The 21,161-nt window shown below is 73.4% G+C and carries 15 protein-coding genes; 9 read left to right on the plus strand and 6 right to left on the minus strand.

The window, feature by feature from the left end; translation table 11 throughout:
* Positions 1-334: 334 nt before the first annotated feature.
* The 6 genes from M8C11_RS04305 to M8C11_RS04330 all read left to right on the plus strand — a co-directional run bounded on the left by M8C11_RS04305 (position 335) and on the right by M8C11_RS04330 (position 7,125).
* A complete protein-coding gene (locus tag M8C11_RS04305; RefSeq protein ID WP_252448416.1) occupies positions 335-1,105 on the plus strand; it encodes a redox-sensing transcriptional repressor Rex in 771 nt (256 codons plus the stop codon).
* The gene (locus tag M8C11_RS04310; RefSeq protein WP_120572975.1) at positions 1,102-2,475 is read left to right on the plus strand and encodes a glutamyl-tRNA reductase; all 1,374 of its coding nucleotides are present in this window, start codon (positions 1,102-1,104) and stop codon (positions 2,473-2,475) included. The genes M8C11_RS04305 and M8C11_RS04310 overlap by 4 nt, the downstream gene beginning before the upstream one ends.
* Complete coding sequence (hemC, locus tag M8C11_RS04315) at positions 2,472-3,458, plus strand: hydroxymethylbilane synthase (RefSeq protein WP_120572976.1); 987 nt, start codon at positions 2,472-2,474, stop codon at positions 3,456-3,458. Before M8C11_RS04310 ends, hemC begins: the two co-directional genes overlap by 4 nt.
* Positions 3,455-5,035, plus strand: a complete 1,581-nt coding sequence (locus M8C11_RS04320) for a uroporphyrinogen-III synthase (RefSeq protein ID WP_091426652.1) — start codon at positions 3,455-3,457, stop codon at positions 5,033-5,035. Before hemC ends, M8C11_RS04320 begins: the two co-directional genes overlap by 4 nt.
* Positions 5,036-5,048: 13 nt before the next feature.
* Positions 5,049-6,032 (plus strand): porphobilinogen synthase, encoded by a 984-nt coding sequence (gene hemB / locus M8C11_RS04325; RefSeq protein WP_120572977.1) that lies wholly within the window; start codon positions 5,049-5,051, stop codon positions 6,030-6,032.
* Between the two features lie 460 nt (positions 6,033-6,492).
* Positions 6,493-7,125 (plus strand): helix-turn-helix domain-containing protein, encoded by a 633-nt coding sequence (locus M8C11_RS04330; protein ID WP_252448417.1) that lies wholly within the window; start codon positions 6,493-6,495, stop codon positions 7,123-7,125.
* 32 nt (positions 7,126-7,157) lie between these two features.
* On the opposite strand, the gene M8C11_RS04335 is transcribed toward M8C11_RS04330, so the two are convergent.
* The 3 genes from M8C11_RS04335 to M8C11_RS04345 form a co-directional block, all read right to left on the minus strand.
* The gene (locus tag M8C11_RS04335) at positions 7,158-10,430 is read right to left on the minus strand and encodes a lamin tail domain-containing protein (RefSeq protein WP_252448419.1); all 3,273 of its coding nucleotides are present in this window, start codon (positions 10,428-10,430) and stop codon (positions 7,158-7,160) included.
* Positions 10,431-10,522: 92 nt separating this feature from the next.
* Positions 10,523-11,539 (minus strand): GNAT family N-acetyltransferase, encoded by a 1,017-nt coding sequence (locus M8C11_RS04340; protein WP_120572980.1) that lies wholly within the window; start codon positions 11,537-11,539, stop codon positions 10,523-10,525.
* 67 nt (positions 11,540-11,606) lie between these two features.
* Positions 11,607-12,854, minus strand: a complete 1,248-nt coding sequence (locus M8C11_RS04345; RefSeq protein WP_252448420.1) for a murein transglycosylase — start codon at positions 12,852-12,854, stop codon at positions 11,607-11,609.
* Positions 12,855-12,892: 38 nt separating this feature from the next.
* On the opposite strand from M8C11_RS04345, the gene M8C11_RS04350 reads away from it, so the two are divergent.
* Entirely contained in the window at positions 12,893-13,108 is a 216-nt protein-coding gene (locus M8C11_RS04350; protein WP_013288739.1) for a zinc ribbon domain-containing protein, read from the plus strand.
* A gap of 155 nt (positions 13,109-13,263) precedes the next feature.
* Positions 13,264-16,080: an adenylate/guanylate cyclase domain-containing protein gene (locus tag M8C11_RS04355; protein WP_252448421.1), complete on the plus strand. Its 2,817-nt coding sequence runs from the start codon at positions 13,264-13,266 to the stop codon at positions 16,078-16,080.
* Positions 16,081-16,124: 44 nt separating this feature from the next.
* Here M8C11_RS04355 and M8C11_RS04360 read toward each other — a convergent pair whose 3' ends face one another.
* Positions 16,125-16,667, minus strand: coding sequence for a phospholipase (locus tag M8C11_RS04360; RefSeq protein WP_252448422.1), 543 nt, complete (start codon positions 16,665-16,667; stop codon positions 16,125-16,127).
* Between the two features lie 160 nt (positions 16,668-16,827).
* Positions 16,828-18,492, minus strand: a complete 1,665-nt coding sequence (locus tag M8C11_RS04365; protein WP_252448423.1) for a glycoside hydrolase family 10 protein — start codon at positions 18,490-18,492, stop codon at positions 16,828-16,830.
* Positions 18,493-18,765: 273 nt separating this feature from the next.
* On the opposite strand from M8C11_RS04365, the gene M8C11_RS04370 reads away from it, so the two are divergent.
* Entirely contained in the window at positions 18,766-20,259 is a 1,494-nt protein-coding gene (locus M8C11_RS04370) for an amino acid permease (protein ID WP_252448424.1), read from the plus strand.
* 68 nt (positions 20,260-20,327) lie between these two features.
* On the opposite strand, the gene M8C11_RS04375 is transcribed toward M8C11_RS04370, so the two are convergent.
* Positions 20,328-21,152, minus strand: a complete 825-nt coding sequence (locus M8C11_RS04375; RefSeq protein ID WP_252448425.1) for a carbohydrate ABC transporter permease — start codon at positions 21,150-21,152, stop codon at positions 20,328-20,330.
* Positions 21,153-21,161: the final 9 nt, after the last annotated feature.

A 21,161-nucleotide genomic window follows, 5' to 3' on the forward strand; every position in this document is an offset into this window, starting at 1 on the left:
GGGGTGGGGTTGTCCCTACTGAAAACGTGAGACTCGCCTCGCCACGCCGGTCACGGAGCGCTACGGCCCCCGCGCGATTGGTCAGGGAAGTCTGGATTGAGCAATAATCGCCACGCGCCGCCGAGAGACGCGGTTGATCGATCTTGCGGGAATGGAGGGGCAGGTGAAGGCGCGTCGCGAGCTTTCAAGATCGCGATTTGTGCACCCCTTCACAAACACCTACTCTGTAGTTCCGACGCGCCCTGCTAGCACAGCCGGCAATCTCGGTCGCCAGCGGGAGTCCCGAAACGACCGGCCCCCGTCGCTGGTCGAGGATCGCACCGCACGGAGTCTCATGAGCCAGCACCGTCAACCAGGCGCGCCCGGTCGCACCGGTGCCGTACCGGCGCTTCCGGACCTGCCCGAGGCGACCGTGTCGCGGCTCCCGGAATACCTGCGTGCGCTGCACGCGCTCGCCGACGCCGGGCACGAGACGGTGTCCAGCGAGGGCCTCGCCAACGCCGCCGGCGTCAACTCCGCGAAGCTCCGCAAGGACCTGTCCCACCTCGGCTCGTACGGCACCCGGGGCGTCGGCTACGACGTGGCGCTGCTGGTCGACCAGATCTCCGAGGTGCTCGGGCTCACCCAGTGCCGGACCGTCGCGCTCGTCGGCGTGGGTAATCTCGGTCACGCCCTGGCCGGCTACGACGGCTTCGCCAACCGCGGATTCCGCATCGCCGCGCTGGTCGACGCCGACCGGTCCCGCGTCGGCGAACAGATCAACGGCCTGGTCGTACGGCACGTCGACGAGCTGCCACAGATCGTCGCCGAGGAGTCGATCTCGATCGGCGTCATCGCCACCCCCGCCCCCGCCGCCCAGGCGGTCGCCGACCAGTTGGTCGCCGTCGGCGTGACGAGCATCCTCAACTTCGCGCCGTGCGTACTCTCGGTTCCGGACGGGGTCGACGTGCGCAAGGTCGACCTCGCCATCGAGCTGCAGATCCTGTCCTTCCACGAGCACCGCAAGGCATCGCTGACCGCGCTCCCCGCCACCGGCGGGTCCGCCCTCACCGCCCTGCCCGGCGGACTCGCGGCCACCGACACCCAGGAGGCGATCGGCACGTGAAACTGCTCGTCGTCGGCGCGTCCTACCGCACCGCCCCGGTCGCCACCCTGGAACAGCTGGCCGTCCCGCCCGCCGACCTCACCCGCACGCTGGACCGCCTGATCGCCCAGCCGTACGTCGCCGAGGCCGTCCTGGTCTCCACCTGCAACCGGGTGGAGGTCTACGCCGCCGTCTCCGGGTTCCACGGCGGACTCGGCGACATCTGCGCGGTCCTGGCCGACCAGGCCGGCTGCCAGCCGGCGGCGCTCGCCCCGCACCTCTACGTGCACTACGACGCCGCCGCCGTGGACCACGTCTTCCGGGTGGCCGCCGGGCTCGACTCGATGGTGGTGGGCGAGGCGCAGATCCTCGGCCAGCTCCGCGACGCCTACCACTCCGCCGGTGGCGCCGACTCGGCCGGCCGGCTGCTGCACGAGCTGATGCAGCAGGCGCTGCGGGTCGGCAAGCGCGCGCACGCCGAGACCAACATCGACCGGGCCGGGCAGAGCGTCGTCACCGCCGCCCTCGACCTCGCCGCCGAGCTGCTCGACGGTGACCTGGCCGGCCGGCCCGCGATGGTGGTCGGCGCGGGCGCGATGGGCTCGCTGGGCGTGGCCACGCTGTCCCGGCTGGGCGCCGGCCCGCTCACCGTGACCAACCGGGGCGCCGCCCGTGCCGTCCGGCTCGCCGAGTCGTACGGCGCGTCCGCCGTGCCGATGGCCGAGCTGATCACCGCGCTCGCCGACGTCGACGTCGTGGTCGCCGCCACCGCCGCCACCGAGCCGGTGCTCACCCGTGACGTCGTGACCCGGGCGCTGGCCCGCCGGGACGCCGACCGCGGGCCGCTGGTCCTGCTCGACCTGGCCGTCCCGCGTGACGTCGAGCCCGGCGTCGCCGAGCTGCCCGGCGTCGAGGTGATCGACATCGACCGGATGGCCGCCGTCCTCGCCGACGGACCGGCCGCGGCCGACGCCGCCGAGGTGGCCCGGATCGTGGCCGGCGAGGTCGAGGCGTTCCTGAGCTGGCTGCGCGGCGCCGACGTCGCGCCGACGGTGGCCGCCCTGCGCGGCCGGGCCGAGGACGTCGTCACCGCCGAGCTGCGCCGGCTCGGCCAGCGCCGCCCCGACCTCAGCGACGACCAGCGCGCCGAGGTCGCCCGCACCGTGCACCGGGTCGTGCAGCGGCTGCTGCACCAGCCGACCGTACGGGTCCGCCAGCTCGCCGCCGAGCCCGGCGGCGACCAGTACGCGGCGCTGCTGCGCGAACTGTTCGACCTGGACGTTCCGCAGACGTCCCCGGTCGACACCGTTCCCGACGTGGTCGCCACCGACTCCGACGGCCGGTCGTCGTTCGACGCCGCCGACGTCCCGCCCACCGGAGGTGCGCGATGACCGCCCCCCTTCGCCTCGGTACCCGGGGCAGCGCCCTGGCGATGGCCCAGTCCGGCCACGTCGCCGAGGCCCTCACCGCGGCCACCGGCCGACCGGTCGAGCTGGTCGAGGTGGTGACCGCCGGCGACAGGTCCACCGCCCCGGTGCAGCGGCTCGGCGTCGGTGTGTTCGTCTCCGCGCTGCGCGACGCGCTGACCGCCGGCGAGATCGACTTCGCCGTCCACTCGTACAAGGACCTGCCCACCGCGGCGGCGCCCGGCCTGCACGTCGCGGCCGTACCGCCCCGGCAGGACCCGCGTGACGCGCTGGTGGCGACGAACGGCCGTACGCTCGCCGAGCTGCCGCCCGGCGCCCGCGTCGGCACCGGCGCGCTGCGCCGGATCGCCCAGCTGCACGCGCTGGGCATGCAGTTGGAGGTCACCCCGATCCGGGGCAACGTCGACACCCGGCTCGGCCGGGTGCTCGGCCCGGACGCCGACCTCGACGCCGTCGTGCTGGCTCGCGCCGGGCTCAACCGGATCGGCCGCGCCGACGTCATCACCGAGACGCTCGACCCGATGCTCATGCTGCCCGCGCCCGCCCAGGGTGCGCTGGCCGTCGAGTGCCGGGCCGACGACCAGGACGTGATCGAGCTGCTCGCGCTGCTCGACCACGCACCGTCCCGTGCCGCGATCGTCGCGGAACGGGCGCTGCTGGCCACCCTGGAGGCAGGATGCAGCGCACCCGTGGCCGCGTACGCCGTCCTCGCCGAAGGTGAGCCCACCGACGAGGGCGACGTCAATCAGGAGATCTACCTGCGCGGTGCGGTGATCAGCCCGGACGGTTCGCGTGACCTCCGGCTGTCCCGCACCGGAACGCCCGCCGACGCGGCGGAGATCGGCAAGGCACTCGCCGCCGAACTCCTCGAACTCGGCGCCGACTCGATCCTCGGCCAGGACGCACAGGCCGGCCCGGGGACCCAGCAACTTGGGAGCACAGAATGACCCGCACCCGTAAGCCCGTAGGCCAGATCGCATTCGTCGGGGCCGGTCCCGGCGACCCGGGCCTGCTGACCCGCCGGGCGCTGGACGCCCTGGTCGACGCCGACCAGGTGGTCTACGACCGGGGCGTACCCGAGTCGCTCCTGGCGCACGTCCGCGCCCAGGCCCGGCCCGACGCCGAGTTCAGCCCCGCCGAGGGCGTACCGGGGGACGTGGCGAAGGTGCTGATCTCCGCGGCCCGGGCCGGGCAGAACGCCGTGCACCTGGTCGCCGGTGACCCGTTCGGCCACGACTCGGTGGTCAAGGAGGTGCAGGCGGTCGCCCGTACCGCCGCGCACTTCGAGGTGGTGCCGGGCGTCGGCCAGGCCGAGGGCGTCGCCACCTACGCGGGTGTCCCGCTGCCGGGCGTACGCACCGCCGCCGACGTCGAGGACGTCACCGCGCTGGACTTCGAGGCGCTCGCCACGGCCGTGGGCCGGGGTTCGCTGGCGCTCGCGGTGGACGCCGGTGACCTGGCCGCGGTCCGGGACGGCCTGCTGGCCGCCGGTGTCGACGGCACCACAGCGGTCGGGGTGACCGGCGACGGCACCGGCGAGACGCAGTACACCACCACGTCGAGCGTGGACTCGTTCGTCGCGGCGGCGCTCGGCTTCACCGGCCGGGTGGTGCTCACCGTCGGCGCGGCCGTCACCGACCGCGACAAGCTGAGCTGGTGGGAGAACCGCCCGCTGTACGGCTGGAAGGTGCTGGTGCCCCGCACCAAGGAGCAGGCCGGCGTGATGAGCGCACGGCTGCGCGCGTACGGGGCGATCCCGTGCGAGGTGCCGACCATCGCGGTCGAGCCGCCGCGTACCCCGGCGCAGATGGAGCGGGCGGTCAAGGGCCTGGTCGACGGCCGGTACGCCTGGGTCATCTTCACCTCGGTGAACGCGGTCCGGGCGGTGTGGGAGAAGTTCGCCGAGCACGGCCTCGACGCCCGCCACTTCGGCGGCGTCAAGATCGCCTGCATCGGTGACGCCACCGCCGAGGCGGTCCGCGCCTTCGGCATCCAGCCCGAGCTGATCCCGTCCGGGGAGCAGTCCTCCGAGGGCCTGCTGGCCGAGTTCTCGCCGCACGACGAGATCCTCGACCCGGTCGGCCGGGTGCTGCTGCCGCGCGCCGACATCGCCACCGAGACCCTGGCCGCCGGCCTGACCGAGCGGGGCTGGGAGGTCGACGACGTGACCGCGTACCGGACCGTGCGCGCGGCGCCGCCGCCCGCCGAGATCCGCGACGCGATCAAGTCGGGCGGGTTCGACGCGGTGCTGTTCACCTCGTCGTCCACGGTGCGGAACCTCGTCGGTATCGCCGGGAAGCCGCACGCGCGGACCGTTGTTGCAGTGATCGGGCCCAAGACGGCGGAGACCGCCACCGAGTTCGGCCTGCGCGTCGACGTGCAGCCGCCGCACGCCTCGGTGCCCGACCTGGTGGAGGCGCTCGCCGCCTACGCCGTCGAGCTGCGGGAGAAGCTCGCCGCCATGCCGGCGAAGCAGCGCCGGGGCTCGAAGGTGCAGGGCCCGACCGCCCTGCGGTTCCGCTGACAGGAGGCCCGTCATGCCGTACCCCGAGATCCGGCCCCGCCGGCTGCGTAGCAACGCGGCCGTGCGGCGGCTGGTCTCCGAGACCCGCGTCGACCCGGCCGAACTGGTCGTGCCGATGTTCGTCAAGGAGGGGCTGACCGAGCCGCGGGCCATCGCGTCGCTCCCGGGGGTGCTCCAGCACTCCCGGGACTCGCTGCGCAAGGCCGCCGCGGAGGCGGTCCAGGCCGGGGTCGGCGGGATCATGCTGTTCGGGGTGCCGGCGACGCGGGACGAGACCGGCTCCGGTGGCGTCGACCCGGCCGGCGTGCTCAACACGGCGATCCGGGACGTGATCGCCGAGGTCGGCGACTCGACTGTGGTGATGAGCGACCTGTGCCTGGACGAGTTCACCTCGCACGGGCACTGCGGCCTGCTCACCCCGGACGGCGGGGTCGACAACGACGCCACGCTCGCCGCGTACGCCGACATGGCGGTGGCCCAGGCCGCCGCCGGGGTCCACGTGGTCGGGCCGTCCGGGATGATGGACGGCCAGGTCGGCGTGGTCCGCAAGGCGCTCGACGCCGCCGGGCACCAGGACGTCTCGGTGCTCGCGTACGCGGTGAAGTACGCCTCCGCCTTCTACGGCCCGTTCCGCGACGCGGTGGAGTCGGCGCTGGAGGGGGACCGGCGCACCTACCAGCAGGACCCGGCGAACCTGCGCGAGTCGCTGCGCGAGGTCGAGCTGGACGTGGCCGAGGGCGCCGACATGGTGATGGTCAAGCCGGCGCTGCCCTACCTCGACGTGGTGTCGGCGGTCCGGGCCGCGGTGAACGTCCCGGTCGCCGCCTACCAGGTCTCCGGCGAGTACGCGATGGTCGAGGCCGCCGCCGCGAACGGCTGGATCGACCGCGAGCGCGTGATGCTGGAGACGCTCACCTCGATCCGCCGGGCCGGCGCCCAGATCATCCTCACCTACTGGGCCGTCGAGGCCGCCCAGCTGCTGCGCGAGCGCTACTGACCGACGCTCGCCCGACGCTCGCCCGACGTCGCTCGCGCTGCCGGCAGGTCGACTGCGGGCTTACCCCGGTTCGTGCGGCCGACGATCGTTGTCCACAGCCATGCCGGTCACTCAGCGCAACGTTCCGGCCTGCGGGCTCCTTCACCTCTGGTCCGCTTTGCTCTGCAGCCATGGGCGCAACTGTCACGAAGCGTGAGCGCTGCCTCGATGGCTGCAGAGCAAAGTCTGCCGAGGTGGTTCCTGTTGCTGCCGCGATCTCGGAGATTGTGTCCGCTTAAGTCGCGTTTGTTGATCGCGTTGGGCTGCCGGCTTCCGCGCGATACCTAACGCTGAGTGAAGGTCACGCTCTGTGTGAGTCGGCGGCTGGCGTCGGACAGGGTTGGGCGCCGTCTGCCGGGTTTTCCACAGGAGCCGGGCGCGGGGTTGCCGGGCCAGGGCGGACGGCGGGACCGTGGGCGGCGTGACAGACATCGCCGACACCGGGCCGGAAACCGCTCCCGCTACCGGCACCGCACGCGCCGTGTCCGCCGATCCAGGCGCCGAGGCCGGGACTACCGCCGCGGCGGCGGAAGACGGCGGGCCGGCACTGCTCACCGAGCCCTTCGACGTGCCGTTCCCGGCGCCGGGGATCGTCCGGGCGGTGCGTCGCCGGGCCGACACCAGCCAACGTGAGCTGGCCCGGTTCGCCCGGGTGCATCCGAGCACGATCGGGCGGATCGAGGCGGGCAGCCTGACGCCGAGCCTGGCCATGCTGTCCCGCATCGTCGGCACGGCCGGCTTCCGGCTCGTGGTCGTCGACGAGGCCGGCCGGGTGCTCAAGCCGATGCGGGACCGGGCCGACCTGCGGGACGGCGCGGAGCGGCGGTACCCGTCCCACCTCGACATCGTCACCGACCCGGAGCCGGGGGAGTGGTGGGCCGACCGGTACGGGCTGGCCCGCCCGCCGGAGACCTTCTACCGCAATCGGGAGGTCCGGGACTGGCTGCGCCGCCGCAGCCAGTGGGAGGTGCGGGTGGCCAAGTACCGGAGCGTGCCGCCCCCGCCCGACCCGCAGCGGTGCGGATACCGCGGCGGCCCGCCGATCCGCCCATGAGCGAATCGACGGGCCGCCGCGCGGAACGTCGCTCAGTCGTCGTTCAGGATCGTCCCGACGCCGGACGGGTCGGCGAGCCGCAGGCCCGGCACACCCGCCACGTACAGCGTGAGCTTCTCGTCCGCCTCGCGCTTGCGGTCACCGCGCACGGTGACCGGGAACGTCAGCGAGGTCCGGCCCGCGGCCAGCACCCGGCAGCCCACGTACGGGTCGTAGTCCGACCCGGCCTGAGCTGTGGTGCCGTACGTGGTCGCGCAGATCAGGGCCGGCTCGGAGAGCGGGCGGGACACGGTGACGGTGAACGTCATCGCGCTGGTGCCCTTGTCGCCCTCGGCGACCGAGGTGTCCGCGACCCGCAGCGAGGCGCGCGACCGGAACCGGGCCACCTGCGGGTCGTGGTCGCTGGCGCCCCGGTCGCCCAGCTCCGGCGCGTCGGTGGGGTAGTCGGCGTTGATGTGCGCCGTCCGCACCTGCACCAGGTCGTCGTGCATCGGGTCGTTCACGAACAGGTTGTCCAGCGTCTGCGCCTGACCGCTGAAGGTGTACGAGTACGCCGACGCGGGCGCGTCCGCCACCAGGTCGTCCCAGAGGTTGTGCAGCCCGGCCTCGTACAGCGGGGCGAGCTGGTCCGACGGGGTCGGGTTCTGGGCGGTGGCGATCGGGTCGTCCGGGCGGGGGAAGACGTTCAGGTCGCCGCCGTACACCACGCGGGCATTCGGGTCGCTCGTCTCGACCGCCTGGACGATCGCCGCCCCGTACGCCGCCTGCTCGCGGCGCTGCCCGACCCGGCTGTCCGGCCCGGACGAGAAGTGGTTGGCGACCGCCCAGAGCGTGAACCGCTCGGTCGACCCGGGGCCGGCCTTCACGGTGAACCGGGCCACCTGTGCCGCGCGGGTGTAGACGTTGCTGCCGTCCACGCCGGTCGACCGGTCCACGTCGGCCGGCAGCACCGCGTTGAACGCCTTCGGGTTCTGCACGTCGGTGTTGGACGGCAGCGCCGCCGAGCGGTACTGGACCGTCGGGGCGGAGCCCAGCAGCGGGTCCGCGGCGGTCGCCTCCGCGAGCGTGAGCCGGTCGGTCCGGTAGAGGAACGCCGAGGCGATGCCCCGGGCGTCCGCGCCGGTCCGGTCGTACGCGGCGGCGTACGCCGGGCCGCCGTTCGCCGCGATGGTCAGCGCCAGCTCCTGCACGGTGTCCGGCGCGCCGTCGGCGTTGTTGGTGTCGCCGCAGGCCAGAGCGCCGTCGACCACCGAGCAGATGTCCTGGTCCTCGGCCTCCTGCACCAGGATCAGATCCGGGCTGTGCAGCGAGTCGACGATCTGACGGGCCTGCACGGCCAGCCGGGCGGCGTACGCCTCGGGGCTCGCCGGCACGTAGTCGAACGGCGGGCTGACCCCCGGGCACCCGGTGTTGCCGGCGAAGTCGCAGCCGTCGAACGGGTCGTCCCGGTAGTCGTACAGGTTCTCCACGTTGTACGTGGCGATCGCGACCTCGCTGCCGCGGTCGGCGGGCTGCGGCGGGTGGTTCGCGGCCGGGTCGGCGCCGCCGGTCAGGGTGAGCTGCTCCGGCTGCACGCTGTACTTGCTGAACGCGTACGAGACGGAGCCGTAGGCGTCCTCGGTGAGCGTGTCGAACGTGCGCGCCTCGGGCAGCAGCGCCCGGGAGTCACCGGCGGTCGCCTTCACGCCGCCGGCACCCAGCAGGATGCGCTGGTTGTTGCCGTTGTCGAACAGCGTGCCGGGGATGTCGTCGAGCGGGTGCGCGTCCCGGAACACCCGGCGGGCGTACGGGTCGGACCGCTTCATCACCGGGTCCTCGCGGTCCAGCACGTAGATCTCGGAGTCGGCGGTGGAGGAGTAGATGTGCCGGGGCGCCGAGACGCCGCTGCCGGCGCGTACCCGCATCCGCTCGCCCTCGTGCCGCTCCCAGAACAGGTCGGCGGCGGCCGCCTCGGCCGGCGGGACCGCGTCGTCGACCCGGACCGCGGTGTCCACGTCGAGGCCGGAGTCCAGCTTGCGGACCAGCGAGGCACCGGAGAGCTGGGTCTGGTTGAAGTACTCGGAGACCCGGCCGCGCAGCACGACCTCGTCGCCGACGGTCGGGGCGTACCCGCCGATCAGCGTGGTGAACGAGCCCATGAAGACGAACAGCCCGTCGGAGGTCAGCGGATCGCCGTCCTCGGTGCCGAGCCGGCTCTGTAGGTAGAAGCCCCACTGGTCGGCTCCGGCCGAGCTGCGGGTCAGCGACATGCCGGTGATGACGCCGCGCACGTCGTACAGCGTGGAGCTGGTGCCGTTGCCGCTGGCCGGTGCGAGCGGCGACCGGTCGGTGCGGCCGTCCTCGTCGCCGGCGGTGCGGCCCTGCACCTCACCGATCGACAGCACACTGGTGGCCTGCACGGTGAGCGTGCAGGTGGCGGTGCCGCCCTCGGCGTCGGTGGAGGTCACGGTGGCCGCGTAGCTGCCGGCCGGCAGGCCGGTGGCGGTGACCGTCGCGGTGGCCGTGCCACCGTTCCCGGCCGCCGGGGTGAAGGCGGTACGGCTGATCGAGCCGCTCGCCGGCACCGGCACCACCGAGGTGACCGCCAGATCGGTGACCGTGTCGTCGGCGTCGGTCGCGGTGACCTCGCGGGTCGCCGTGGCGCCCGCCGACAGCGTCAGCGCCCCGCCGCAGGCCAGGGTGGGCGGCTGGTCGACCGGGCCGCCTCCGCCGACGGTGTGGCTGCCCAGCCCGTCGAACGTGTCGGTGGCGAAGCCGGCCCACTGCGCGGCCGGGTCGAACGCGTCCGCCGGATCGGTGTCGCCGGCGGTCACCGAGGGCAGCCGGCGCAGCGTGTTGTCCGCCGTGCTGGTGAGCCCGCTGCCCCACTCGCTGCCCGGGTCGACGCCGACCTGGCCGAGGGAGTCGACCACCGCGTCGCCCTTGCGCAGCACGATCGCGTCGTCGCCGTTGAACAGCGAGCCGGAGTACGTCTGGTCGGCCTGGGCGAGGATCGCCGGCGCGGCCGCCGCGGCGGCGAAGACGAACACGTCACCGGCCGCGACGGTGCCGGTCAGGGCCACGTTCGTCGAGGTGGTGGCGCCGTTGAAGAAGAGCTGGAGCTGGTAGCCGCCGGTCGCCAGGTCGATCGGGGCGCCGGTGCCGTTGTACAGCTCGACGGCCTTGTTGTTGGACGACCCCTCGACGTATTCGGAGATGAACAGGTCGGTGGGCGCGGCGCTGGCCGCGGTGGGTGCGACAGCGATCGCCGTGAGGGTGACGGCGGCGGTGGTCGCGAGCGCGGCGAGGGTGCGGCGCGGGCGCATGGGGCCTCCACGATGGGTGGACAGGAACTAACGAACGTTAAGGCTCTGGTGGGTGCACCGTCCAGCCCCTTCGATGGCCGGCCGGTGAACGCTCAGCGGTGACTGTCCAGCCGGTGCACCAGCTCGGCCACGTCCACACCGTATTCGCACCAGTCGCGGTCGGGGCGGTAGCCCAGCTCGGCGTTGACCTTCAGCATCGACTCGTTGTCCTGCGCGTTCCAGGTCTGCACCTCGGCCACCTCGGGCTCGGCCGAGCGCAGCTCCAGCAGCATCCGCGCCTTGATGGCCCGGTCGATGCCGTAGCCGCGGTGGTCGTGGACGACGATCGTGTCGTACTGGTCGGCCCGGGTCGGGTGCTGCGCCGGCACCACCACCTCGGTCAACCCGGCCACCTCGCCGGTCTGCTCGTGCAGTGCCAGCACGATGTACGGCTTCATGCCGCGCCGGTGCAGCGTGGCGAGGCTGTCGCGCAGCCGGTCCGGGTCGTAGGAGCTGGGCCGCAGCTCCACGTCGTCGGAGTCGCGCACCTCGGCCTTGGCCCGCGCGTACGCCTCGATGAGCTCGTCCGGCGGGCCACCCGGCCAGAACTCCACGCGGTAGCCCGCGCCGACCTCGGCGGCCATCTCGGTGAGCGCCGGCCAGTCCACCGTGCGCAGGTCGAGCACGCTGCGGGTCTCCACGTAGTCGCGGGTGAAGCCCAGCGACTCGTAGAACCCCACGGCCGGGGTGTCGCCGACCACCTCCACGCCGATCGACTGGAAGCCCTCGTCCCAGACCCGGCGGGCGGCCACCCGCACCAGCTCGCGGCCGATGCCGCTGCGCCGGATCGACGGGTGCACCAGCACCTCGAGCACGCCGATCCCGCCGAGCAGCAGCACGTGCACATGCCCGAGGATCGCACCGGGCGTGCCGTCCGGGGCGTCGTCGTCCTGCGCGACCCACGAGATCCGCCGCTCGCCGGGCATGACCTCGGACAGATACTCCCGCATGGAGCTCTCCCGCCATGGCGGATCCTGCGGCAGATCGGCCGCCAGGACCGCGTTCAGCGTGTCCAGCAGGGACGCGATCTCGGCGGACGACGCGGTCCTGGGATCCCACTCGCGCACCATCACCCGTCTAGCTTGCCGTCAACGGCAGCCGGGGGGAAGGGTTCAGTCCGCGAATGTACGCGAGCCGTCACCTCACGTTGCGGCTGAGCCTGCCGTACTCGTCGGCCTTGTCGAAGACGGCCTGGGCGTACCGACGCACATCGTTGTAGGAGAGGATGGCGCCCCACCAGTCGCCGGGGATGGTCATGTTCCGGCCGCCCTTGCACAGGTAGAGCCCGGCGGCCAGCGTCGCGTCGTCGATGTCGTGCGGGTTCTTCACGCCGTCGCCGTCGGCGTCCGCGCCGATCTCCTGCCAGGTGGTCGGGATGAACTGCATCGGGCCGAGCGCCCGGTCGTGGACCCGGTCGCCGTCGAGCGCTCCCTGGTCGGTGTCGAGGATGCGGGACCGGCCGCCCTGCCCGTCGAGCGGCTGCCCCTTGATCTCCGGCAGGGCCCGGCCGTCGGCTTGCAGCGTGGCGCCGTTGGCCGCGCCGTGACGCGACTCGACGTACCCGATCGCGGCCAGCGTGGTCCAGCTCAACTGGCAGGCGCGGTTGGTCTGGGCGAGCACCAGCTCGGCGTAGGCGTACGCCTGGAGCGCCACCGCGGGGATGCCGGTCACCGCGCCGACCCGCTGCGCCCAGCCGGCGAGCGCGTCGGCGGGGCGTCCGGCGGGCAGCACCGGGGCGGTGGTCGCGCCGGGCAGCGGCGTGCCGGTCGGTGCGGCGGTGCCGGGCAGGCCGGTCAGCTCCGGCAACGGGGGCGTGGCGGGTGCCGCCGCGGTCTGCGGCACGCTCTGCGACGGCGTGGCGTCGGCGACCGGTTCCGGCCGGCCGACCGCCGCCGGCACGATCACCGCACCGGCCGTGGCGGCGGCGGCGACCAGGGCGAGCAGGAACAGCGCGGGCAGCGTGGTGCGCCCGCCGGGCCGCCGGGACCAGGCACGGGTGGCCCGGGCGGCGCCGACGGCGAGCTGCCTGGGGTGCGCCCGGACGGCGTGCGCGAACGGCATCCGCCGACGCCGCCCGCCGCCGGCGGCCGCCTCGGCCTTCGCCTCCGGGCCGGAGTCGGTCTGCTGGGGTCCGCTCGCCCCGGACTCGCCGTCCGGCTTCGCACCTGGCTCGGGCTGCGGCTTCTCACCCGGCTCGGCGCCCGCGCCGGCAGCCGCACCCGCGTCGCGGGCCGGGTCGGCGGGCGGCTTCGGGGGGAGCGCGTCGCGCTCGCGCCGGGGACGCGGGACGGGCGGGGCGCCGTCGTCGGGCGGCGGCGCGGCGGGTCGCAGGGGCCGGGCCGTCGCTCGCCGTTCGCCGTCCACCACCCGTCGAGTATCACCCATCCGGGTGACGACGTCAGGCCCGGCCGTACGCTTGGGACATGCCCCGGTACGAGTTCCGTTGCCGCGCCTGCGGCGACACCTTCGAGGTCAACCGCCCGATGGCCGAGGCCGGACGGCCGGCCACCTGCCCGCAGGGCCACGCCGACACGGTGAAACTGCTGTCCACGGTGGCCGTCACCGGCCGGGGCGGCTCCGCCCCGAGCGGTGGGATTCCCAGCGGTGGCGGTTGCTGCGGCGGCTCCTGCGGCTGCTGACTTTCCGCCGCCCGTCCCGCGGGTCGATCGGGGTCTTGCCGCCGCTGTGATCTTTTGGCACCTTGGGGCGGAATCTGCCCAGCCGTTCTCACGATGCGTGACGGCACGACCATAGGGCAGCATGAACCCGACGTCACCGGGCGGAGGTTCGACGTATGTCGCAAGGACACCACCTCCCCAGCGGGTGGGTGACCTTCGTGTTCACCGACATCGAGGGTTCGACGCGGCTGGCCCGGATGCTCGGCCCGGTCTACCGCCCGGTCCTGCACGAGCACCGGCGGCTGCTGCGCGACACCCTGGCCGGCACCGACGGCGCGGAGCTGCTGACCGAGGGGGACTCGTTCTTCCTCGCGTTCCCGGACGCCGCCGCCGCGGTCCGCGCCTGCCTGACCGCGCAGCGCGCGCTCGCCGGCCACGACTGGCCCAACCCGGACGCCACCCCTCGGGTACGGATGGGGCTGCACACCGGCTACGCCGAGCCCCGCGACGGCGAGTACGCCAGCCCGGAGGTGCACCGGGCCGCCCGGGTGGCCGCCGCGGCGCACGGCGGGCAGGTGCTCTGCTCGGCCGCCACCGCCCAGCACGCCGACCCGCTGCCGGACGGGGTGTCCCTCCTGGACCTGGGGCTGCACCGGCTGCGCGGCTTCGACGACCGGGAGCGGCTGTTCCAGCTCGTCGCGCCCGGGTTGGAGCGGCGGTTCCCGCGTCCGCGTACCGCCGACGCGACGGCGCACAACCTGCCCACCCAGGTCACCTCGTTCGTCGGCCGGCAGGCCGAGCGGGCCGAGCTGGGGCGGCTGGTCGAGGCGTACCGCCTGGTGACGGTGCTCGGCGCGGGCGGCGCCGGCAAGACCCGGCTGGCGGTGGAGCTGGCCTCCGGGATCGTCGAGGACTACCCGGACGGCGTCTGGTTCGTCGACATCGCCGCGGTGACCGACCCGGGGCTGGTGGCGTTCGAGATCGCCGCCGTGCTCGGCCTCCGTCCGGAGCCGGGCCGGCCGATGGTCGACACCCTCGTCGAGTACGCGGCGCCGCGCCGGATGCTCGTGCTGCTGGACACCTGCGACGCCCAGACCGCCGCGTCGGCCGAGGTGATCAGCCGGCTGCTCGCGGGTGGCCGGGGCGTGCGGGTGCTGGCGACCAGCCGGGAGTCGTTCGGCGTACCCGGCGAGGTGGTGTGGCGGATCCCGCCGCTGTCGGTGGACGAGGGGCCCGACGGCGGGGGCAGCGACGCGGTGGCGCTGCTGCTGGACCGTACCGCCGTGGCCCGGGGCGGCCGCGCGCCGGAGCCCGCCGAACAGGCCGACCTGCACCGGGTGGTACGCCGCCTGGACGGGTTGCCGCTGGCCATCGAGCTGGCCGCGGCCCGGCTGCGGGTGCTCTCCGCCGGGCAACTGGCGGAACGGCTGGACGACATGCTGGGCACGCTCGACGCCGGCCGGGAGACCGCGGAACCGCCGCCGGTGGAGGCGGGCTGGAGCGGCAACCAGCAGGACACGGTGGACCTGGTGGCCGCCGCGACCGGCGCCGCCCCGCCCACCCCGGCGACCCGGGCGGTGCAGCGCTCGGCCAGCGAGCGGCACCTGACCATCCAGGCCACCGTGACGTGGTCGTACCGGACGCTGGGCGCGCGCTCGGCCCGGCTGCTGCGCTGGATGGCGGTGTTCGCCGGCCCGGTGGACCTGCCGACGGTGCAGTGGCTGCTCGACGAGGACCCGCTCGACCCGCTCTCGGTGCTGGTGGACAAGTCGATGGTGCTGGCCGAGCCGCACGCCTCCGGCAGCACCTACCGGATGCTCGACCCGATCCGGGCGTACGCGGCCCGGCGGTTGGTCGAGGCGGGTGAGGAGCAGAGCGCCCGGGACCGGCACGTCGCCTGGTGCCGGCACGCGCTGGACCGGGCGCACCTGGGAGCGGACGGCCGCCCGGTGACGCTGTCCCTGTACGCGCTCGACCCGCTCGCGAACGAACTGCGGGCCGCGTTGCGCTGGTGCGCCACCGGCGGCAGCGCCCGGTCGGGGCTGTCGCTGGCGGGTGACCTGGACCAGTGGTGGCGGGAGCGCGGGCTGGCCCGGGAGGGGCGGCTCTGGCTGTTCCGGCTCTACGGCCGGCTCGCCGAGACCGGCGAGGTGATGCCGGACGCCGAGCTGGCCGCCGCGTACCACATGCACTCGCTGCACGCGGGCGCGGACGGCGAGTTCGGCGAGGAGCTGCGGTACTCGCAGCGGGCCGAGGCGGCGGCCCGGCAGTCCGGCGACCGGGGGCTGCTGGCCCGGGTGCTGGCCGGACGCGCCGCGCCGCTGGTCGACATGGGGCAGTTCGCCGAGGCGGAGCGGGTCTGCCGCGAGGTGATCGACTGGGCGTTCGCGCAGGACGTGGTGGGGGACGCGCTGCTGGCCGTCTACAACCTCGCCGAGCTGCTCTGGCGCCGGGGCGCGCTGGACGAGGCGGCCGACCTGCTCGCCGCGGCCCGCCCGGTCGAGGCGGCCCGGCCGGCCGAGCGGGGCGGCCGGTCGGTGGACATGCTGCTCGGCATGGTGGCCCTGGCCCGGGGCGATCTGGTCGCCGCGCACGAGCATCTGCTGGTGGCGTTGCGGTCCCGGATGAGCCACGGCTACCTGGGCCGGGCCTGCGACACGATCAACGCGATAGCGGTGCGCTGCGCGCTCGCCGGGGACGCGCTCTCCGCGGCCCGGCTGTTCGGGGCGGCGCAGGCCACCCGGGCGAACCTGCGGGCCACGCCGGGGATATACGGCCCGTACTGGTCGGCCCGGCAGAAGGAGCTGCGCCGGGTGCTCGGTGACGAGGCGTTCGACGCCGCCTACGGCGCCGGGTCGGGGCTGCGGCTGGACGAGGTGGCGGCGCTGGCGCTGCACGTCGAGCATCCGGACCTGGCCGCCGACTCGCCCCGGTTCGGCGTGCGGCCGCCGGGTTCCTGGCCGGCGTTCGAGCCACGCAGCACGGCCGGCTGAGCCGGACGGGGAGCCCGCGGGCGGCGGACTCCCCGTGCGGTGGGTCAGGCGCGCGCGGCGGCGCGACGTTCGGCGTCGGCCTTCATCCGGGCGGCGCGGTCGAGGTCGGCCTGCGACACGGCGGCGACCGAGCCGAAGACGCTCACCGCCTGGTAGTACGTCCAGGCGAGGCTGTAGCAGGCGGGCCGGACCACCGCGTTGTACGTGGCGCAGACCCGCTTCAGGTCGGCGTAGAAGGCGCTGTCCAGGCGGGACTTGCCGGCCGAGAAGACGCCCATCGCCTTGTGGTTGCGGTAGCCGAAGTCGTGGCGGTAGCAGGAGAGCTTGAAGTTGAACCCGATCGGGTTGTCCGGGCTGGACGAGCAGTAGTCGGTGGACCAGTCGAAGCCGTACTCGGTCCAGGGCGCCCGGTTCTGCCGGGCGCTGTTCCAGGCGTTGTAGCTGGACGCGCTGGTCTGCGTCCAGCTGGTCAGGACGGACAGCTTCTGCTGGGTGCTCACCGCGGCGGCGGCCGGTGTGGCCAGGCCGAGCATGGTGAGCAGGGCGAGTGCGCCGGCGGCGAGGGTGGTGGCGAGGCGACGGGACACGGGAACCTCCGCGGGTGGTGGCCGGGATCTCCGGATGTCGACAAGTGTCGATCAAAGGAGTGAGCTGGGGCGATGCCCCGGGGAACGGCTCGCTGACATCCGCCTGAACAGACGAATGCCCCCGGGTCGCGCGAGGCGGCCCGGGGGCATCCGGTGGGGGTCAGCGCACGAAGCGCGGCGGGCTCGCCGGGCTCTCGTTCGCCAGCCGGTCCAGCGCGGTCACGTAGTAGGTGTACCGGGCGCCGTCGGCCGCCGTGGTGTCCACCCAGGACTGCACGGCGCCGTCGGTGGCCCGCACGGTGCCGACCAGGTGCGAGGCGTCGGCGAAGTCGCAGCGCCCGGCCAGGCCGTGCCCGTCGAACCGGTAGATCGCGTACGACGCGGCGGTGCCGAGCGGGCCCTTGCCGTCGGCCGGCTGACGCCAGCTCAGGCGTACCCCGTCCGCCTCGCGCTGGGCCTTGGTGACCACCGGGAACAACAGCGGCTTGCGCGGCAGGTGCGTCATGGTGGGCACCAGCGCCGGGCGGGAGTAGTGCTCGGCGGCGTAGATGTCGGTGGCGCCGAGCCGGTTCGCCCGGACCTGCACCGCGGAGAAGTGCACGTTGCCGAGCACCTCCGGGTACGACCGGTTGAGCGTCAGGTGGTTCGACAGCTCCTGCGGGTTCATCCAGAACGACCCGTACGCCGGGTCACCGCTCTTGTAGTCGGCCTGGCCGATGTAGAGCTGCACCCGCGTGCCGCGCACCTGCTCGGCCCACCACGGCACCAGCCGGGCGTAGTCGGCCGCCGGGTACTGACCGATGTACCAGTAGAGCTGCGGCACGATGTAGTCGATCCACTCCTCCTTGACCCACTTGCGGGAGTCGGCGGAGATGATGTCGTACGACTGCGAGCCGGTGGTGTCCGAGCCGTTCGGGTCGGCCGACGCGTTGCGCCAGATGCCGAACGGGCTGACGCCGAACTTCACATGCGGCTTGACCGCCTTGATCTTGGCGTTCATCTCCTGGATCAGCAGGTTGATGTTGTCCCGCCGCCAGTCGGCCTTGTCGGTGAAGCCCCGGTTGTACGCCGCGAACGTGGCGTCGTCGGGCACCTGGTGGGTGCCGCTCGGGTACGGGTAGAAGTAGTCGTCGAAGTGCACGCCGTCGATGTCGTACCGCTTGACCGCGTCCATCATCGCGGTCTGGACGAACTCGCGGACCTCGGGGACGCCGGGGTTGTAGTAGAGCCGGCTGCCGGCGACGCCGGCGGGCGGGTAGGCGAAGACCCAGTCCGGGTGCTGGCGGGCCGGGCTGTCCGGGGCCAGCTGCGACAGGTCGGCGCCGGCGCCGCCGGGCGCGGGCATGGAGACGCGGTACGGGTTGAACCAGGCGTGGAACTCCAGGTTGCGCTTGTGCGACTCGGCGACCAGGAAGTCCAGCGGGTCCCAGCCGGGGTTCTTGCCGCGTACGCCGGTCAGGTACTCCGACCAGGGCTCGTACGGCGAGGGCCAGAACGCGTCGGCGGTCGGGCGGACCTGGACCACGACGGCGTTGTGGTTGAGCTTCTGGGCCAGGTCGAGCCAGGCCAGGTATTCGGCCTTCTGCTTGGCCACCTGGTCCGGTGCGGTCCAGGAGTCCTTGCTGGGCCAGTCGATGTTCGTCACCGAGGCGATCCACATGGCCCGGAACTGGCGCTTGGGGGTGGCCGGGTCGGTGACGCAGTCGGTGGAGGGGGAAGTGGCGGTGCCGGTGTCGCCGGGGGCGGCCTGCGCCGGCGTGCCGGCGACCAGCGTGCCGAGCAGCGCCGCGGCCAGCGCGGCGGCTCCGAGCCGAGTTGCCTTCATGCGGTGCGGTCCCTTCGTCGGGTCCGGGGGGACGGTCGGCGGCGGGGTGTGGCGGCAAGATTCGCCGCGCCACCCATGCCTCCGGTAGAAAACTTTCATCTATCCGTGCCCGGCGCAAGACCCTGACGGCCGATCGATGTCCCGTGTCGTCCGATCGGCCGGATCGTGACGATTCCGAGACACACGGTGCGGGATTGGAGCGGAAAACGGCTGGGTAGCTTGCCCGGTCACAGACCGCCACCGTGGCGGCCGCACGGCGGGGGAGGTGATCAGATGTCGGTCCTGCGTACCAAGCCGATCCGGGACGTGCTCGCCCAGGGCGACGCCGACGGCGAGGACGGCAAACCGGGCCTGCGGCGCCGGCTCGGCGCGGTCGACCTGATGGGCTTCGGCATCGGCATCGTGATCGGCACCGGCATCTTCACGCTCACCGGCGTCGAGGCGCGCAACAGCGCCGGGCCGGGCGTGGTGATCTCGTTCGGCATCGCCGGCCTGGTCGCGCTGCTCGCCGCGCTCTGCTACGCCGAACTCGCCAGCAGCGTGCCGACCGCCGGCAGCGCCTACACCTACGCGTACGCGACGATGGGCGAGATCGTCGCCTGGATCATCGGCTGGGACCTGCTGCTGGAGTTCGCGCTCGGCGCGGCGGTGGTGGCCCGCGGCTGGTCCGGCTACCTCGCCGACCTGTTCGGCCTGCCCAGCGCCTGGTTCGCCGAGGAGGGCAGCGTCGTCAACCTCGGCGCGATCGGCATCGTGCTGGTGCTCGGCGTGGTCGCCATCGTCGGCATCCGCGAGTCGGCCCGGGTCACCAACCTGCTGGTGCTGGTCAAGGTGGCGATCTGTGCCTTCGTCATCATCGCCGGGCTGTTCTTCGTCAAGGCGGCCAACCTCAGCCCGTTCATCCCGTCCGCCGAGCCGGCCGGCGCCGGGGACGACGGCATCAAGCAACCGGTCACCCAGGCCATCTTCGGGCTGGAACCCTCCGTCTTCGGCTTCGTCGGGGTGCTCACCGCCGCCGCCGTCGTGTTCTTCGCGTACACCGGGTTCGAGGCCGTGGCGAACCTGGGTGAGGAGACCCGCAAGCCCAAGCGGGACCTGCCGTTGGGCCTGCTCGGCACGCTCGTGATCTCCACGGTTCTCTACATCGGCGTCTCGCTGGTCGTGGTCGGCATGGTCAAGTACACCGAGATCGACGAGGGTGCGCCGATCGCGTCCGCGTTCCGGGCGGTCGGCGCCGGCTGGGCCGCGGTGCTCGTCTCCATCGCCGCCGTCGCCGGGCTCACCAGCGTGATCCTGGTCGACCTGGTGGCCATGGGCCGGATCGGCTTCGCCATCGCCCGGGACGGGCTCATTCCGCCCGCCATCGCCAAGGTGCACCCGCGCTGGGGCACCCCGTACCGGATCGCCGGGATCATGACGATCGCGGTGGCGCTGCTCGCCGGTTTCCTGCCGCTGTCCGCGCTGGCCGACCTGGTCAGCATCGGCGCGCTCTGCGCGTTCACGCTGGTCGCCATCGCGGTGCCGATCCTGCGCAAGCGCCGTCCCGACCTGGAGCGGCCGTTCAAGGTGCCGTTCTCGCCGGTGCTGCCGATCCTCACCGCCGTGGCGTGCCTCTACCTGAGCCTGAACCTGTCGGTGGAGACCTGGCTGCGGTTCCTCGCCTGGATGCTGCTCGGCGCGGTCATCTACTTCGGGTACGGCCACCGCAAGAACCGGCTCGCCCGGCGCGAGCGCTCGGACACCCCCGAGCCCGCCCCCACCCCCTGAGGCGGGCACCTGAAGGGCCCTCTTCTCGACGCCGGCGCGCGTCGAGAAGGGGGCCGTTCCCTATCTGCTCATCCCTTCAGGCCGCTGCGGGAGACGCCCTGGATGATGTGCCGCTGGGCCAGCACGAACAGGATCAGCACCGGCACGCTGGCCAGCACCGCGCCCGCCATGATGACCGGGTAGTCGGTGACGTACGCGCCCTGGAGCAGGCCCAGGCCCGCCGGCAGGGTCAGCCGTTCGGGGCTGAACAGCACGTACACCGGCCAGAGGAAGTCGTTCCAGTTGGTCAGGAACGACAGCACCGCGAGCGTCGCCAGCGCGGGCTTCGACAGCGGCAGCAGCACCCGTCGGAAGATCTGCCAGTGGTTCGCGCCGTCCAGCACCGCCGCCTCCTCCAGCTCGGCCGGGATGGACAGGAAGAACTGGCGCAGGAAGAACACCCCGAATGCGCTGGCCGCGCCCGGCACGATCACCACTGTCAGCGTGTCGATCCAGTTCAGCCGCTCGGCGATGATGAAGTTCGGGATGATCAGCGAGGTGGGCGGCAGGAACAGCGTGCCCACGATCAGCGCGAACAGCACCTTGCGGCCGCGGAACCGCATCCGGGCCAGCGCGTACGCGGCCATCGACGCGGTCACCAGCACCAGCAGCGTGTGCAGCGTGGCCGCCGCCATGCTGTTGACGAACCAGCGCAGCACGGGGTTCGCCGCGTTGTCGACGATCTGCTCGTAGCCGTAGGTGGAGAACGGGTCCGGCAGCCAGCCGGGCGGCACCCGCTGCGCGTCGTCGTACGTCTTCACCGAGGTCAGCAGCATCCAGACCAGGGGGGTCACGAAGATCGCGGTGATCAGCAGCAGGACGCCGTACCGCGCCACCGCGCGCATGTTCCTCATGTCGTAGCC

The organism is Micromonospora sp. CPM1 (assembly GCF_023896895.1).
Taxonomy (GTDB): domain Bacteria; phylum Actinomycetota; class Actinomycetes; order Mycobacteriales; family Micromonosporaceae; genus Micromonospora; species Micromonospora tulbaghiae.